This window comes from Aliikangiella maris (assembly GCF_040719265.1).
Taxonomy (GTDB): Bacteria; Pseudomonadota; Gammaproteobacteria; order Enterobacterales; family Kangiellaceae; genus Aliikangiella; species Aliikangiella maris.
Genome location: NZ_JBFDAH010000015.1, coordinates 1 through 19710 on the forward strand (window position 1 = coordinate 1; position 19710 = coordinate 19710).

9 protein-coding genes are annotated in these 19710 nt (G+C 36.1%); 1 reads left to right on the forward strand and 8 read right to left on the reverse strand.

Annotated features, from left to right (window positions below):
- Positions 1-334: 334 nt before the first annotated feature.
- Positions 335-778: a hypothetical protein gene (locus ABVT42_RS13890; RefSeq protein WP_353898161.1), complete on the forward strand. Its 444-nt coding sequence runs from the start codon at positions 335-337 to the stop codon at positions 776-778.
- A gap of 282 nt (positions 779-1060) precedes the next feature.
- Here the strand turns inward: ABVT42_RS13890 and ABVT42_RS13895 are convergent, their stop codons facing one another.
- From ABVT42_RS13895 to ABVT42_RS13930, 8 genes are all read right to left on the reverse strand, one after another.
- Complete coding sequence (locus ABVT42_RS13895; RefSeq protein ID WP_353898160.1) at positions 1061-1270, reverse strand: hypothetical protein; 210 nt, start codon at positions 1268-1270, stop codon at positions 1061-1063.
- Between the two features lie 231 nt (positions 1271-1501).
- Positions 1502-2473 (reverse strand): transposase, encoded by a 972-nt coding sequence (locus tag ABVT42_RS13900; protein WP_367023951.1) that lies wholly within the window; start codon positions 2471-2473, stop codon positions 1502-1504.
- Between the two features lie 401 nt (positions 2474-2874).
- The gene (locus ABVT42_RS13905) at positions 2875-3444 is read right to left on the reverse strand and encodes a hypothetical protein (RefSeq protein WP_353898123.1); all 570 of its coding nucleotides are present in this window, start codon (positions 3442-3444) and stop codon (positions 2875-2877) included.
- 20 nt (positions 3445-3464) lie between these two features.
- A complete protein-coding gene (locus ABVT42_RS13910; RefSeq protein WP_367023953.1) occupies positions 3465-5855 on the reverse strand; it encodes an RHS repeat-associated core domain-containing protein in 2391 nt (796 codons plus the stop codon).
- A 594-nt stretch (positions 5856-6449) separates the two neighbouring features.
- The gene (locus ABVT42_RS13915) at positions 6450-6929 is read right to left on the reverse strand and encodes a hypothetical protein (RefSeq protein WP_353898055.1); all 480 of its coding nucleotides are present in this window, start codon (positions 6927-6929) and stop codon (positions 6450-6452) included.
- Positions 6930-7034: 105 nt separating this feature from the next.
- Positions 7035-7673: a hypothetical protein gene (locus ABVT42_RS13920; protein ID WP_353898054.1), complete on the reverse strand. Its 639-nt coding sequence runs from the start codon at positions 7671-7673 to the stop codon at positions 7035-7037.
- 118 nt (positions 7674-7791) lie between these two features.
- On the reverse strand, positions 7792-8193 hold the full coding sequence (locus ABVT42_RS13925) for a DUF4279 domain-containing protein (protein ID WP_353898053.1): 402 nt from the start codon (positions 8191-8193) through the stop codon (positions 7792-7794).
- A 3-nt stretch (positions 8194-8196) separates the two neighbouring features.
- Entirely contained in the window at positions 8197-19563 is an 11367-nt protein-coding gene (locus tag ABVT42_RS13930) for a golvesin C-terminal-like domain-containing protein (protein ID WP_465251082.1), read from the reverse strand.
- Between the last annotated feature and the right edge of the window lie 147 nt (positions 19564-19710).

A 19710-nucleotide genomic window follows, 5' to 3' on the forward strand; every position in this document is an offset into this window, starting at 1 on the left:
CATTAACTGAATCTTTTAAATGTGATCGATTTTCGCCAATTAAATTGATCTTTTTCTGATTTTCTTGTGATCGATTGCTTACATAATGCCCCCGCTTTTTGAGCAATTACCTTTTTTATCAGAGTATACTTAAAACAAGACAACAGTTAGGATTGCCCGGACTTGATACTTCAACTCCAGAGCTAGTTGAGCAATATTACAAAGATACGCTTAGTGAATATTTTATTAAGCACCCATTTTTACAATAGAGAAGCAATATATCCTTATTTATTAGATAGCTTGTTAGACTATACAAATTTGACTTCTTAGCTAAACTTTTATATGGTTCAATACTATGAAAATAAAAGCAGCAAAACATCTAGCGTTCATTCACTTATTTACGCACAACTTATTTTTTTCAGTACCAATAATTTATTTTTTTTTACATTCTTCTTCACTACAAAACACTCTAATAATTATGCTAACCATCAACCTTTTCATCTGTACTATTTATACATTAAGTAGTAATTGGCACATTGAAATTACAGAAGATCAAACAATGATAGGCGGTGAAACTTTAGGTGTAATTAAAAATGGTAAAAAGCAATTTATATCCGAACAAAGTTTAGATAAAAAACGTAGTTTAAAAAGAAATCTTTATCAACGTATAACAGGTCAATTTAGAGTTTATGATAAAAATGGCAAAGGCTTTGGATTTAACAGCTACTATTTTACCAAAAAAGACTTTGAGCTTATTCAAGAAAAGTTCTCGACTATTTTAGGCATTACCATCGACTGATTAATTTAGAAGAAATAAAAAGAAACAGTCACTTTTTGAATAATGAATTCTATCGGTACATCTTTGCTATTTCGATTTTTTGCAACTTATATATCATGACTAAATGTACTACCAAAAACATGTGCTGCATCCCGATATGCCGAAAGCGCCTTCACACAAGACGGTTCATACACAAAAATATTACTTGAAGACGTTATTTCCAGAGTGTCAAATGCGGCATTCCTTACTTCCGGCCTGAAACGGACATTGACAATTTACAATCTTCAAGATCAATACCGCCAGCTATTCGTTCAAGCCATTTTCTTGAGAATACGCTTGATGCACTCCAACGCGAGATAGAATCGAAGGGTTGGAAAGCGAAAATCTCAATTTTTCAGGTGTATCATAACCCAGACGAATAGCTGAGCTCAGAGAATCAACAACATCAGGTGATAAGTTTTCTTGTGCATCGTATGGATCAACCTCTGTTACTACACGTGTTATCAACCCCATAACAAATGAGAGGCCTCTTGGTAAGACTGAACCTACTAACTCCCCCCCCTAGGACAAGATTTTTTGGTTTGGGTATTTGAATCAGGTGTTCCTCCTAGAGCAAATTCAACCTCTCTTAGAGGTTAGCCAGAAATCCATGAATTTATTCCAGGAATCAGGTCATTTTATACTTCCTCTGTAATTTCCCCATTTTTATTTTTACCTGTAGCGCCAAAAAACAAGGGGTCAAGCCTATTTTACAATATATAACCCCCTTTCCAATTGCTTTACCTCACTCAACCATTGGCCTTCAACTAACTCACGCTTAACCTTATTCACAGAAAATGACACACTTCCACTATGACTTAAGTTAAATAACACTGCAATTTGCTTGAGACTCAGTGCTCCATATCGCTGACAAGAATACATTGCAAACGCTCGTGCGGGATTGCTCACTCGTTTACCTCCTGGACAGCTTTTAATATCGCGGCTCTTTACTTTAAATATAACTGCTACCAGCTCAAGAATTCTTTGTCCACTTGGTCTATCTTCCAAGACTTTTCTTAGTTGTTCAATATTTTGCTCTTTTGTCTCTTCCCTGACAGATTCTTTAAACGCTTTATCTCCAAGCACGGTCAAATAATTGCCTCGATTATAAAAACGAGAGATATCTTCATCAACACCTTGTGCAACATAATTTCGATAACCAACGTATTTTTGCCGCTGCCCCTGCATCTGATAGATTCTGTCACGAAACAGCCAAGATGGTGCTTCAGCTTGGTTAATATAAGCAGGATAGCTCGACCATCGATAGTCACTTAGCTGAGCGACTAATGGACGTTTCATGTCCACCGGATTTCGATGAATATAGCGGCTTAATTGAAGCAAGTAGGGATCTTCATCAACCAGAATTGACTTATATCGTCCCCTGAATAAAGGCCCATCCGTTCGGTGCAGTCGATTATACCGCTGGGTGTATACCCCATTAATATGGCGCATTATTCGGCTTAAATTAGCTTTGGGCGTTTCTATCAGCAAATGGTAATGATTCCCCATTAAACAATAACAATGAATCATCGCATCAAATTGCTCATGCGATTCTTGAAGGACCGATAAAAACGCCTGATAGTCTTTTTCATGGTGAAAAATCGTTTGACGGCCTCGGCCGCGATTCATCACATGATGAAATGCGCCTTTATATTCTATTCGAGTGGGTCTTGGCATGACAATAATATAGCTTAGGTTTTATATATTGTAAAATAGGATTGACCCCTTATTCTTTCCCGCTCCAATCTAAATTATGGTTGCCCCCTTTCACTTTTGTTCGACATCACAAAATCAATCACTCTGACCCCATTGATTTTCCTACACCTGTATATTCACGCTCTTTAACCTTCAAATATTTTATCTGATTTAAGTAGTCATTAGATTCCTTAGAAAAAATATTTTCTAAAAGCCCCCTCCCGAAACTAGTAAGATTTTGACTTTCATTACTCCCCTAGATAAAACCACTAATCAATAGAGCCCAGCTTCAGCACAGTTGAGTTATAGAGAATTTATTCATTATGATTTTTAGATTCATTTAATTACTTGATTTACTTTACTACCTAAAAATATTTTTTCACTCATTTTCGAAAAACCCACCTTTTACTATGAATAGGACTTATAGAGTTAAACCGAGATTTAATGAGCGTATCTAATGATTTTCCAGTTAAGATATCATTTAACTTAGAATCATTACTACCATACACTTTCCTTAAGTAGTCAATAGTTTCAATAACATTTTTGTCTTTATAATTTTCAACTAAGTATGTACTCCATATCCATCCAGGAAAAACACCTCTTTCAAAAGTATCTATGTTAATTTTATCACTAGAATAGATATTCACTAGATGTTTAACAAACTTAGAATAACTTTCTCCAGTTAGAACTTGTAGTGAATAAATTAAGATTAATTGATTAGTTTTATTCTGTTTTTCAATTTCATCTAAATAATTCTTAAAGTTTATAGGAGCACATATAGATATTCTTAGAAATACTTTATCATTCATTAACACATCATAAAAATTTTCTTCAAAATTTATTGCAGATACTTTGTTAAGCTGTTCACTTAAAGAAAACTCACAGATATTACTTTTAGCTTGTAAAGTTAAACCATATACAAATAATATAAATAACATTATTACTTTTTTCATAGTTAAATCCTCCAATATCATTAACACGAACATCGTCGTATTGTCGGGTTTTGCCCCGACCTAAACCCATAGTCGTTTGTTATAACACCATAATATGATGCGGAAGTCGATTCTCTCTCTCCAGTAACAACTGCCACATGACCTGTTGCATCACTAAACCCAGTACTTGCTTCAGCAATTATATCTCCAGGTTTAGGAGGCCCCGTAACAGGAGTCCAACCTTCAATTTGATAATTTTTATCTGCCCACTGTCCAGCAACTAATGGATTATCATTAAAATATCCATTAGGAGAAGGTAGTGTTCCGCCCGACATGTTTATTAACTCATGAATAAACAAATTACACTTATTAGATTTTGCAGGAAACTCACCTCTTATTGCATCATATGACCATAACTCATTCATATATAATGAAAGTAATAACGCATTAATGACCAGCTCAGAAGCAGATGGGCAAGAACATAACCCATTTGGATCAATTAAATTTATCGGGTCACTAAACACATACCCATAAATATTTGAGTCCCCGCCAGCAAACCTAATCGGGTCCTTACTCGTCCACCGCCCAGCTTGTGGATCATAATCCCTAGCCCCAAACCGAGTCAGCCCAGTATCTCTATCATAAATACCACCGGCAAAACCAAACGGCTGAAATCCTGGATTCGTATCCAACGTGACATTACCAAACTCATCATAATCCATTTGTTGAACCACGTCACCATTAGCAATATCAACTACTAATAATGGACTGCCTAAATGATTCGAAATAATTCGATAAGTCTTAGTACCTTTAATAAAGTAATCCGGTACATTGATTTTACTGCCGTAAACAAATCGACTAATGACATTATTATTGCTATCTAACTCTGCGATAGGATTGAGTTGGTCAGCATATAAATAGCCTTGAACTAATGTACCGTTTACTTTTTTACCAATACGTCTATCAGAGGCATCAATTATGTAATCAATAGTGGTATTGGATGAATCACCAGGAATAACCACTTGCATCAAATTACCTAACACATCATATTGATAGCTAGTGGTTTTACTGGTATCGGTATGGGTTTTACTTTCCAGCTCACCATTCTTGCTATATTGATAAGTGTAACCGGCATAACCTGTTAATCGGTCTTGCTCATCATAGCTGCCACTTTCAACAATAACATTATCAACCTTTTTAAAAGTTCGATTACCGTTATCATCGTAATCATAATCGATGGTCTCACCGCCTTGAATCACTTTATCCAGTCGTCCAGCATTATCATATTGATATTCAATATTGGTTGTCACACCTAAAATAATTTCCGACTTGTTGGTAATTCTTCCAAGTTTATCGTGGGTGTAAGTCACATCATAAAGTGAATTAGAATCATAACTGGCACTATTTGTCCAAAGCTCACCAAAGGTGGTGTATTCTCTATCTGTGGTTAACTTGCCGAGTGTCGTACCACTAATTAATCCGCCTTTTTGGAGTTCATGACCAATAATTAAATCACCGGCATTAGTCAGTAAATTATCTTTATCATAAAAATAATTGAAACAATCCGTTGTATTGACACACTGCGCTTTGACTAATAAATGGTTATTGTATTGTTGGCTCACGCTACCCGTGATATCACCAGACCAGGTTTGTGATGCTGGTAAATCACCTAAATATCCCAGTGTTAATACACCATCATCGGGTGCAGTAATTGAATTGACCTGGCCCAATGCATTGTAACCATAGGTATAAGTGCCGCGCGGAATCACTAAGTTATCTAAACGACTATTATTGGGCTGATAGTTAAAAGTTAACTCCTGTAAATCAGGCCTGATAATTTTATTCAGCTTGCGATCTTTATCATATTGATAAACCGTTTGCGGCTCGGTAATACCATCAACCACTGGCGGCGTATATTTATCGGCATTGTTAACACTATTGTAGTTAAAATAATGCTTAGGTTGGCCCGGCGGCTGGAGCCATTCTAAATTACCATTGGCATCAAATTTTTGATTTAACACACTGTTATCATGATAGGTAATTTGATTCACTCGACCCAAATCGTCATAGGCAAATGCTGTTGTTTGATTTTCAGCATTAACAATGGATGTTACTTTACCTTTACCTGCCGCTTCATAAATATAGGTTGTTATTCTGTCTCCAGCAGTAACCGTTTTAATACGCCCTCGATTATCGTAGTCAAAACTCACAGGGGAAAGACCTGTCACCTCAGCTGAATCTAATAATCCCGTTAATGGGTCGACCTGTTGTGTCACCACACGATTTTCAGCGGAAGTGACGGTACTCAGTCCTGTCACATAATTAGTGTGGACTGTTGCGGTATTTCCATTTTGCGTCACGCTGGTAGTAAGCTCCCGCATATCCGTATTATTTGCTGCATACTGCTTATCAATCGTAATACGACTAATCACATCATCTGAATAGGTTGATGTAATGGTTTTGGGAATTTCNAGTCAAGCTAGTAGTTAACTCCCGCATATCCGTATTATTGGCTGCATATTGCTTGTTAATCGTAATACGATTAATCACATCATCGGAGTAAGTCGATGTAATCGTTTGCGGGATTTCCAACAGCGTTTTAGGGTCAATGATTTTATCAATCACTGTGGTGACACCAAAACGAGTAGTCGTGGTTTTCAGTTCATCTTTTTGCTTAATCAACGTTGAAGCAACATTGCTTCTCCCTGTAGTGATATATTGCCTATCACCATTTTCTAGTTCTGACTCAACTGTGGTAAAACGATTTGACTCCGCTGTTGAATAACCATAAGTCACCGCATTGGTTGCTTGATCTTTTTCTCCTAAATTTAATCCATAGATATACCTTCCAGCTTGATGATAAAGTGTTTATATATTGTAAAATACACCCGACCCCTTATATTCATTTTTATAACTATAAAAGCCCAATCATCACTTACTAATCGAAAAATAAAGTAGAAAGTTGATGAGACTTTCTACTTTAATATTTATCTTAAGTTGACTGTCTATTATTGAGTTTTTAAAAACTAGCCACTATATTGCAAAAACATATACCACCCATGCTGCAACCTATAAAAAGCAGTATCATTCTTTTTCCAAACTTTATAGTTATTTAAGGAATCAACAATATTACTTGGAGGATTTCTTGAGTAGTAATACCCTTTTGATATACCTCCCGTAACATATCCACTGGATTGAACATGCAAGAAAACTCCAGGAAAGTCTTCATTTCTTGAAATTCCATTTTTTACTTTTAATTTTATTAGCTTATCTAAAATTTCCTTTTTTAAATCTTCAGATAGTATTAAACTTTTTCTTTCATCCAAAACAACATAAGAATCAGTCAACCTTAAAATATATCTATTCATATTTAATGTATAAACCATTTCATCGAAGAGTGATATTTGCTTATTAAAGTTATCAATAAGAATTTCATCCGAGATAAGTTCAGCATCATATTTGCATGAAGAAATCATGAATAATAAAATAAGAGTAAGTATTTTCATTTTAAAAACCAAATAGTTTCCAATCAAAAGCATCTAAAGCAGAAAGACTCAACACTTTCTACTTTAAAGCCTTTCTTTTGATAGAGTGTCTATTATTATTCAACTTTAACTTTCATATTCAAACAAACTTTTTCTATAACTAATTCTATGGGTGTCTTTTTCTGGAATTAATCCTTTATTATTTAAACTATCAAACATTATGAATAATTTTTTCACACTATATTCTAATAGTTTATATTCGACTGCTCTGGGAGAGTAGTCTACTTCACATCGAAAACCATCATCATAGATTGAAACATTTAAAAAGCAATACTCATCAATAGGCTTTTGGTTATACCGATGAAAATCACCTTTAGAAACATACTTGATTATTGACTTACATATATTTAGTAACTTTATCTGTTCTACAATAGCAAAAAAATTAGTATTAATAGTAAACTCACTTTTCAATATCTGCTTTTTATACCAAGTTGCTCTTCTAATACAAATTTCTTTATTACAACTTTCAGAAAATGAAGGTAAATATACTCCAATAAACTCTACTTTATTTCCATTATCTGCAACTATATTTACATATGGTTCAAATACTTTTTTTACCCCATTAAACTGAGCGCTAATTAGGGATACATCTTTCATCATACAAATAACTTTTTGCTTTTGTCTAGATGGAGTGAGAGTATTTTTCTTATTTTCTTTGATATAAGCACTACCTTCAATATTTTTTTCCCAATGCAATATCTTCATATATTTTTAATCTCTATAGTGGTCTAAATGCCCTTGCCATTCAGGAGGTATACCTCTTGCGTTCTTAGGCAAAGTCCAAATATTTCCGTCTCTATCAATATAAATATCCAATATAGAATCAACAAGAGAAAAACTCAAAACCTATGTTTATTTTCATTTTTGCTATTTTTTCTAGTACTCCTGCTGAAATATTAAAACCTAAATTATCAACTCCAGCAATACTAAAAATCAAATTCACCTCACCTTTTTCATCTATAATTTTATCGATAAATAATTTTTCTCGACTTATTTTTTCAACTAGCTCACACAAATAGTTATTTAACTTTTCGGAATCAACAACTTCAATACTATAAGCCCATTTACTAACTTTATATTTACCACCTGGTTTATTACCTTTTGGAGTAACAATAAAACTTCCAAATTTTTGTGTCAAATATGGCTTAAGTTTTAAGTTCTCAGTAATGTTTTCGGGGGCAATTGTAGGGTGAGAAATCATACAAATTAATTTAGAAGTTCCCATAGTTTATCTCCACTTTTTCTTTCTATCTTTACCTCTTCGGCCTGAAGGTTTTCCAGAACCAGTGTAATCTCCGGCATAACCAAAATTTGACCAAGAACCATCAGGGTTTTGCAACCATACATTTCCATCTCGGTCTATTCTAGTATGATCTGCAGCACCAGCACCAATTCCATGTTTAATATCTTGATGATCTCCTGACCATTCAGTTCGGTCTATCGGTAAAGAGCCTGTCGGTAAATTACCACATTCATCACCTTCTTCCTGCATGACGTAATCCCATAATAATTCAGGAATCAAATTAGGAAGATATATCGCAATATCAAGCCAAGTTACCTCAGGATTATCATAGGTAATAGGTAAATGAGGCCCAATCGGATACCCCGGTAATGGAGGCAACGATGGTTGAGCATCATAACTAGGATTAGGTGCCAATGGCGGAGTAGTTGACCGTGGCATAGGACAAAAACGAGAAATACACAACCCATTTGGATCAATTAAATTTATCGGGTCACTAAACACATACCCATAAATATTTGAATCCCCACCAGCAAACCGAATCGGGTCCTTACTGGTCCACCGTCCAATACTCGCATCATAATCCCTAGCCCCAAACCGAGTCAGCCCAGTATCTCTATCATAAATACCACCGGCAAAACCAAACGGTTGAAATCCAGGATTAGTATCCAACGTGACATTACCAAACTCATCATAATCCATTTGTTGAACTACGTCACCATTAGCAATATCAACCACCAATAATGGACTGCCTAAATGATTAGAAATAATTCGATAAGTTTTACTGCCTTTAATAAAGTAGTCCGGTACATTAATTTTGCTACCGTAAACAAATCGACTCACCACATTATTATTGCTATCTAACTCCGCGATAAGATTGAGTTGGTCAGCATATAAAAAGCCTTGCACTAATGTGCCGTTTACTTTTTTACCAATACGTCTATCAGAGCCATCAATAATATAATCAATAGTCGTATTAGATGAATCACCAGGAATGATGACCTGCATTAAGTTACCTAACACATCATNGGTGGCTTGATCTTTTTCTGTGGTAAAAGTCCAGCGCCCCTGCTCTTCATCGGTGGTAAAGTCAACACGACCAGTTGGGGTAAATTGACGACTAAACAATTTACCGCGACGATCCGTTTTGTCAGTGAGTAATGAATTAGTGTATTCAAAGGTATAATTACTACCATCGACATAAGCCACATTGGTTAAATCATTATTAGCATCAATCGTTAATATCGTTTCATAACCATCCGGTGAAGTAATGGTTATTTCATTTTCAACACTGCGGTCAATATTAATTCGATTGGTAAAACGATCTTCAATAGTAACAAGTTGATTTTCACTATCATATCCGAATGTGGTTAAAGTTAATCCAGAATTAATATCTATCGTACTTATGTGCTTTCCAGCTTTATCAAATATAAAGGGACTCCGATTACGAGTGTCAGTTTCTCTCACACATCTAGCATAATATTGTTCGTCTTGAGAATAACCATTATGAGTAAATGCCAGACTTTCACTTGTCCAAGCTCTGCTGGTATCCCAATGGCTTGGAGTTGAGCTCCAATAAGGTTTTCTATATGGAACCTCCGAATTCCATGGTTCACCATTAGCATCACTCAAATCAGTTTGGTGATTAAAAGTAGTATTAGGTAACGCATATAAAAGTTCATTGATGTTAGGTAGTCGCCAATCATCATATCCGGCATGTGTTAAGGCTTCACAATAATCAATACTTTGCTGCCAAGTTCGTGTTTCAGTTTTATTGATTAATGCATCTTGCCACATTAATCCAGCTTGATTATCAACAACTACTTCATCTATCGTAATTGCATTGAGTCCCTCAACATACTGCTCATCAATTTCAGGGCCTCTGACACAAAGTACAGGATACTTACCAGCTTGGTTAATCATTTTATTTGTCCAGAACTTTTCTCCCTGAACGGAATTATAAATAGGAAAAAAGTGTCTGTTGCCGGATTTATCAATTGAATAAGAATATTCTTTTTCGGTAGGTAAACGCCATGAATTAGCGGTATTATCTTCTCCTAAGGTTAAATTTGAACAATATAGTACCGCATCAGACTTCTGACTGTATCTAGATAAACCTGAAGTAATATATTGCCATTCCAGTCCGGTTACATGATCAGTTAATATTCCATCTTTAACGCTATAAGAATAATCTTTACCTGAATCAAAATAGCTTGCATCATCACCAGCATATACACTTTCAGTCACTCCAGTTTTTAAAATATCTGCATGAACAAACACCTCGGTAATGCTGCCATCACCTTTATGGATCAACTTTTTCCCACGATTTAAAGTTGAAGCAAATGATTGAGTATGATGATTCGAGAAAGACCAACCATTGGCTATATGACTGTCAAGCGGCGGCGTTAAAGTAACCCATTGTCGATTCCAGCTAATAAAGTCCTGTCTACCACGAACAGCCGTTGTATCATTACCCACTTTAGCCCAAGCAGTATCAAATTCATCAAGGCTTTGACCTGAAGTAGCAAGATTACCAGCACTAAAATATTCTAAGCGATATCGATAACCAATACTAATTTGAGCATCTATCGGACCAGTTAGCAAATTACCATTAGGATCGCGACCATCCCAGATAAACTCAACATCTTTATTAGTTAACGCTGGATAATCTTTAACGAAGCGATGTCCACCCACCTCGAGTATGGCTGTTATACCTTCGACTGATGCAGGTAAAGTATCACCACTCAATTTAGCACTAATTTGATGGTGATAACCATGGGTTCGATGACTAGAATAATGCAGTACGATACCAGTACCAGTTACCTCAATATCTTCGTGGAGTGAGCGCTGTTTTACGGTGACATAGGAACCAGTTTGACATTTATCACAATCTTTATTTTCTTTGTCTCCATCAACATTCGGATCGTAAGGTCTAATCGCATCAATAGGTGGGCCATATGGCCAGTTTTTATCAAACGGTGTAAAGTGATTAAATGAGGCTCTCCAATAAGTTGCACCAGGAGAAAATTCAGAAATACCTTTAACTTCATCTAAAGTATCGCCATCACCATCGATATCGTCGGCGATATCATCTCCGTTATAGTCAACACCATCGACTTGTCCATCTGAGTTATCATCGAGTAATTTAACCACAACGCCATTATCTGACGCGACCCAATCGGCTAGTTTACGATCGTAATAACCGACAGGAACAATTTCACCCACAGTGAAGCCTAAAAAGTTTTCAACGTACATAACGACGGGATTATTAAAGGTGACGGTTTCATCATCTCCCACTCCGGGAATTTCTAATTCGGAACAATAAGTAAATGCTGATTCAAGCGGTAAGTCACCGGGCATTGATTCTGGCAATTCATATTCTGTTGCGCGGACAAAAAACTCCGTTAGGTTTCTGGTTGAACCATCAGCTGATTCAATGGTTGCAGATGAAATGCCATCAAAAACTAATGTCGTAGAGCGAGTACCAAAAGCGTCAGTGACAACGGTGGAGGTATGCACTTGAGTTTGTCCTGATGATAAATCAATCGGCGTGACTTTATTGTCAGCTTGCAACAGCACTACATCATCCAGAACATTCCAAGTGTTACTTGCACTGTTTTTCTTGCGGTGTACAGTTAAATAATTTCCTTTAGAATAAACTAGTGTTCTTTCGCCTGCTTCTCCCGCAATTATGAAACGCCCTTCACTATCGGTGGTAACACTGCCATATTCTGGGTGTTGATGAAAACGGATATTAACGCCAGACAACGCTAAACCATTTTTATCTCGGACAGAACCTGTGAATAAGGTAAATACTTTAGGATCATATTGGTTGATTGTCGCATTTTCAGGAATATAATTTAAATAATCTTGCGCAAATGTATTTGATAAATTAGAAATATCAGTCGCTTCATCGACATAAACCAATATGCGATTAGACATGATGCCATTAATCGTTGTGTATAAACTTGCTTGTCCAATATTTAGTGCCGTTAATACACCAGAACTTACAGATACTACTGATTGACTATCGGCGGTAAAGCTTGCATAGGCAGTAAGGTCTTGTGTACTGCCATCACTATAATTTCCGATAACCTCAATTGGTTGATTATCACCAGGATTTAAAGTTAGGCGACTGGGACTAATTGAAATTGAACTTAATTCACTAATTGGCGCAGTATCTTGATCGATATCTAAAACAATACCGCTGCATTGATGAGCATTGTCGGTATTAATCGATTGAGTTGTACCATAGTCCCAGGTTGAAGAAGGATCGAATGTATTGACAACTACAACTGCTCCTTGTTGTCCAGGATTAGTATTTTGTGGATCATAGTTACCTTTTGCCACACCAAATCCAATGAGACCTTCCTTAAATAGGCTCGAACCACTATTTTCATTATAGTTAGTTAATAACATATGACTTCTATGACCCCAACTAGGGCCACTTAAAGGATATTTATCCGCATAGATCCAAACAAAAATAGCTTTAACTAATGTTTCATGTGTATTAGATATAATCGAATCATCATATAGTGAAAAAAGACTTTCCCCCATCTGACTTCCATCTCGATTATTTTTAATTTTTTCATTTTCTTCCATCCTATCAATAAGGCTCGCACCATCACTGCTTCTAACATGATTAATTACTTCATTATTTGTTAATAAGTAATCAGCAAATGACTGAGCAACATTAATTATTTCTGGGGCAACGCCTTCAAGAGGTTTAATTCCTCTAGCCTCTCTTTCACTATTAATTAAAAAGAGTCCTTTCTGATTCAATGTCAAAGAATCCCATTCAGTTTGACTAGGCATTTTTAAATACTTTGATACGGTAGTATCTATTTGCCTTGCATAATTAAATGCTTTTTCTATTTCGCTAATATCCATTGCATTAACACCAGTCCATTGAATATTTTCAGCAGGATAGCGATCAACAAACTGGCTATCATCTTCAATATCTTGTGCTATACATTGTTCAAAAGAATAGTGAACATAGACAATAACTTCGTCACTGGCAGTTAATCCTTTTGAATCAGTTACGACTAAAGTGATAATATGCTTTCCAACTGAAAAATCATCTCGGGTAAAACTGGCACTATTACTTAATAATGTACTACCTTCTTTCCACTCATACGCAGTAATAGGTTCATCATCATAACTATCACTAGCATCAAGAAAGACACTTTCACCTAAGGTAATAAAGTGATCGACACCAGCATTAGCAACCGGTGAACTTGCATTAATGGGAAGAATTTTAATCGTTATTGTTGCAATATTTGAATCTAAAATACCATCACTAGCTTTATAAGTGAGAGTATCTTCTCCAAAATAATCAAAGTTTGGTACATAGTTTACCTGATTATCCCCTACTATAACCGCCTGTCCATTCATAGGCCCAGTTACTATTTCATAAGTTAAAGTATCATTATCCGAATCTGTTGCATCCAGCGTAAAATCAACATATTCATCTTCATTGACATTAACTACTTTATCAGTAGCGACAGGGGCAACATTAGCTTGAGCGACGACATTAATAATTATTGTATCTGTCGAATATAACCCATTATTATCCGTGATATGAAGTTCAATAGTATGTTCTCCTATACCTAATGAACTCGTTGTATAAACCTGAGTCGCACTAAGAAACTGCTTCTGCAAACCGCTAATTCTAAACCAGCGATAAGTCACTATTTCTCCATCTGGATCAACACTTCCACTGGCATCCAATACTACAGTAGAACCAACAGATACAGTGCGATCTTCACCTACAAATGGAATTGGCGCACTATAATCTCTAACGCATCTAACATGATTTTTGTCAGTTCCACTCAAGCTACTTTTACGAATAGTTTCATGCTTACCACTCCCTGAATTCATCCGCAAAGAATGAACTCTTGAATTATCATTTTGATCAGTGGTTGAGGTCCATAGGTTTTGATTTGATCCCGGCACATAATCAAATGCTGTATAAGGATGACGGGAAATTATTTTATTAAAAAGAGAAAGCAACTCATTAATATTAGGAATTCTCCAATCTTTAGAATTATCTAACTCAAGATTTTCACAATATGAAATCGCCCCTTCATAAGTATAAGTATTTGAAGTAACTTCAGCATTATCCTGCCACATTAAGCGATTATTGGTATCAACAACAACATTAATTTCAGATAAATATCCCAGGTCTTTAGAAAAGTTAACATTATATTTCTCACTCCCATTGACACACCTTACCGCTTTATTAAAGCTAGCAACTGATTGATGCATGATTCCTGTATTAAAGTCGAGAAACAAACCATAATCTTTACCAGAAATATTATCTGTGTCTGAGGTCCAATAATCATCTGCAATAGCATTTATAAATACAGAAGAAATTTTTGCATCGCCATTTTTTAGTGTACTTGAAAAATTTATCAAATAGGACAGTTCTAAATTAGTGGGTAGTCGCCATCCAGACACACCTAGAAGATTTAATGACTCACAATAAGAGAAAGCATCTGTCCAGTTTAATAATAAGGTTTGATTATCCAAAGAATCTTGCCACTTCAGGTCTGTAATATTATCAGTAACAATTTCGGTTGTATTATCTCTGGTATAACGTCTTTCTCTTCCCCAAGTCAAAAAGCTATCGTCATAATGGTGATATATTTTATCAGAACCAGTTTTAGGTATAGTGGAACTCTTAAACCTTAATAACACGTTATTTTGCTCTTCCGAACAGCCCTTTGTATCAACTACCACATTGGGAGCGGTATAGTGACACAAATCTAAGTTATTAAAGATACCGTCACTATCATTATCCAGTTGAGACTCAGCACATCCATCACTATTAACATTTTCTCCTACAGGAGTATTCGGACATTGATCGGTTCCATTTTGTATACCATCACTATCATCATCAAATTGCGACTGAGCACACCCATCACTATTCACGCTCTCGCCGCTTGGCGTATTTGGACATAAATCCAAATTATTACTTACTCCATCATTATCGCCATCAAGCTGAGAGGCAGCACATCCGTTACTATTCACTTGTTCACTAGATGGCGTATCGGGGCAACTATCGTTTCCATTAGCTACTCCATCATTATCATCATCTAATTGTGATTGAGAACATCCGTTAGCATTGACCGTCTGATTGCTGTACGTACCAGGACACAAATCATCCACATTCGAAACGCCGTCATTATCGTCATCCAACTGATATGGAGCACATCCATTTTCATCTACGGAAACACCTATATCAGTATTAGGACAATCATCATTGAAATTTGATATACCATCTGTATCCCAATCATTATTAACCGCGCAGCCAGAATATCCACGATCATCAAACGCTGAGTAAACGGTTGTTCCGAGTGGAGTACTTGGACAATAGTCAAAGGTATCTTTTACGCCATCACCATCTGTGTCGTTATCAAGTTGACTAGCAGAACAACCATGTTCGCTAACAACTTCATTTTCGGGCGTATTTGTACAGCGATCAATTGAGTTAATAACGCCATCATTATCATCATCACTATCTGGGGAACCTGCGAGTGCAAACTTGACCGCATCAGCGCCAATATACCCTTCAGTTAAACCTATATCACTTATTTCTAGATAACCACCACTACCAGCAATAAAATAAAAGGTACCTAACGGTTGCCATTGCCCATATATTCCAGTAGCGCAGGTCTGATCTACTTCAAACAAGCTCTGTCCATTAGCATGTTGAATTAAGTGAGGCGTATTAGTTGCGCGGTTATCATGACAAGCATTCCATATGAACACTTGGTAAAAACCTTGCTCTAAGGTAGGCGCAAATCGATAACGATCAAGTTGATTACCTGCGTTTGCATATAAAGAATTTGTTTGATATTGGTTACTTGCTGTTGAGTTATTCCAATATCCAATACTACTTGTACCTAGACTACCATTATCTAAAATAACTGCATTTTCGTTAATAGGGCAACCATTCCCATCAACATTACTTCCGAGAGGAGTATCGGGACAATTATCTTCAATATTAATGACACCATCTCCATCATCATCATTGGAGCTTGGATCAACAGTTAAAGTAAATTCCTGGCTATCTCGAGCATCCCCTAAGTCAATAACAGATATTTTTACAACATATACACCGGCATCACCAACTTGTGGAGTCCACTCAATTAATCCGTTTGCATCAATGTCTAACCCAGGAATTTCAGGGACTACATCAAGGCTGAATGTAAAACTATCATTATCTGGGTCATTGGCTAAAACTTGATATTGATATACAACTAATTCTTGAGCTTGAATTACTGCTGAAGAGGTTATTACGGGGCTTTGATTAACATCAACGACTAATATTTCAAAACTTGTCGTATCACTTAACCCCCCAGAGTCAGTTACGCGGACTATTACAGAATTTGTACCAACTTGAGCACTAGTTGGTGTCCAGTAGATTGTACCGTTATCGGGATTAATCGACATACCGGTAATATTTGAATCCAGAGTAAAATGTAAACTATCATCGTTATTTGGATCCGTTGCGACAACAGAATACTGGAATACCTCATTTTCGTTAATTTGTGTATTAGATATGATATTTATTGTTGGCGGCAGATTCGTTTGATTAACAATTAGATTGAATGTTTTAGCATTAGATAATCCTTCATTATCAGTAACTAAAACCTCAACTGGATGACTACCAATATCAGCTTGTGTTGGCTGCCAATTTATTATTCCAGTAGTAACATCGATTGACATTGTTGTCGGGCTATTGATTAAACTAAAAGATAACGAATCATCTGCATCAGGATCACTAGCTGAAATTTGGAATTGATATGACGTGTTAGCAAAAGCAATATCTAATGTTTGTGTTGTTATATTGGGCGCACTATTACCCTGAATAACAAAATTAAATCTAACCGCATCAGCACCGACATAACCATTAGAAAGTCCTTCATCCGATATTTCAACAAATCCGCTTTCTCCAGCATTAAAATCAAAACGACCTAAAAGGATCCATTCTCCCGAAGTTCCACTAGTACAGGTTTGATCAATTGTAAAACTGTCATTTCCATTAGCATGTTGAATAGCATAAGGGGTTTGAGTCGATCGGTTATCAAGACATGCGGTCCAAATAGAAACATCGTATTGGCCTTGTCGTAAATTAGGTGTATAGCGATAGCGATTAATATTATTGCTGATTACTTGTGCATAAAGTGAGTCGACACCATAAAAATTACTTGCACCAGATACACTCCATGTTCCAGTATAACTTGTTTCAGGATCGCCATTATCGATAATAATTTCATTTGGAAACTCACAACCGGTATCATCTACAAGAATTCCTTGGGGAGTATTTGTGCAATAATCTTTGTCATTAGTCACACCATCATTATCATCATCACTACGGGGATCATTAATTTGAACGAAGCGAACTGCATCAGCCCCAACATAGACACTTCCAGTTACTTCATCGGTTATTTCAAGGTATCCACTTGTACCTGCATCAAACTCAAAAGCGCCCAATAAGTACCATTTTCCATAAATACCCGATACGCAGGTTTGATCAATTTCAAATAAACTTTGACCATTGGCGTGATAGACAGTGTGCGGCGTATTTTTTGCTCGATTATCATGACATGCTCCCCAAATATAAACTTGATAAAAGCTTTGCTTTAAAGTTGGCGTATAACGATACCGATCAATTTGTCCGCCAGAAGTCGCGTATAATGACACTGACTCATAATATTTGGTTGCAGTTGAATTACTCCAACTACCGACAAAACTCGTTTGAGCATCACCATTGTCAATAATAATTTCCTCAAGTGCTAATGGACAACCATTACTGTCCACATCAACACCAATAGGCGTATCGGGACACAAATCTTCGATATTAACTACGCCATCGTTATCATCATCAGAAGATTGACTTGAAATAGATAAACTATAGTTTTGTGTAGCAGATTCATTATTGGTATCAGACACCACAATACTGACTTGATAATCACCAGCCTCACCAATTGCCGGAGTCCAAGAAACCAAGCCGCTATTATTGATGTTAATTGTATTGTTCGGTGGTGATACATTGATCGCGAAACTGATCGGGTCACTATCAGCATCAGTTGCTTCTACTTGATATGAATAATTAATTAACTCTTGTCCTATCATTACTGGAGACGATGATATAACTGGAGACTGGTTGGTATTAGTCACTTCAATTTCAAAACTTTGACTATCCGTTAAATTTCCAGAATCAGAGACAGTTACCAAAACAGAATGCGTACCAGATTGTTCAAAACTAGGTAGCCATTGAATTAAACCTGTCTGAGAATCAATACTCATACCTTGTGGAAACTGAGTTAGCTGAAAACTAAAGGTTTCATTTTCATCTGAATCTAAGACATTTAATTGATACTCATATTGTTGCATTTCCACTGCATTAACAACGGGAGAACTGCTAATATTAGGTGCGTCATTTACATTATTTACATTGATAATAAAATTTTGTACGTCGCTTAAGCCTTGCAAATCAACAACTCGAACGGAAACATTATTCACCCCAATATTTGACTGGGTCGGTATCCAATCAATGTTTCCCGTCGCACTATCAATCGTCATCAATGAAGGTGCTTGAGTAAGTTCAAATGTTAGTACATCTTGTAAATCTAAATCTATAGCTATAACTTGGTAACTATATATTGAGTCTTCATTAATTTCAGTTAGTGGTTGACTAGTTATTTGGGGGGCATCATCAATATCATTAACGGTTAATGTATAAGACTGTGTGTCAGAAGCACCATGATTGTCGCTCACAACAATTGTCACAAGATGTTCACCAACTTGACTATTATCTGGGGTCCAACTTATCTTCCCAATCAGTTCATCAAGTAGCATACCAGTCGGCATTTGGGTTAATTGAAAAGTTAATTCATCATTAATATTTTCATCGGTAACGGATAGTTGATATTCATAGATTTGTCTTTCATTAATTTCAATCAATGGAGCGCTTTGAATTACAGGTGCAACATTTGGTGTTGTTCCTTCCCCCACGGTAATTGTTACCAAAGCTCGATTTGAAAAGACATTTGACGCACTGACAACAAACTCGAAAGTATCAGTACCAATAAACCCATTATTTGGTGTATAAGTATATGTTGGCCCCCACCCAGACAATTCACCATTTTCAGGACTGACGACAAGATGGAAGGTCATATAGTCTCCATCAACATCCTCAGCATTAACTCTAATTGAAGATGAAATATTCTCAGAAACTTGGTGGTTACTATTATAAGTAACTGGTGGCGTATCTGCTTTTACATCAAACAGAAAAGTGTAAGCAATCAGAAAAATACCAAGTAAATATTTCATCTTTTTATCCATTAATTTATTTAAATAGCTTAGTAACTTAATATAATCGCTATTGAGACTTAAAAATTTCAAATACTAGGAAAAGTATTAATTGAGAGCAGCTCTCAAATCTAATTCAATTTTTTTGATTAAGAAAATTCGACTAGAATAGGAAAAAGT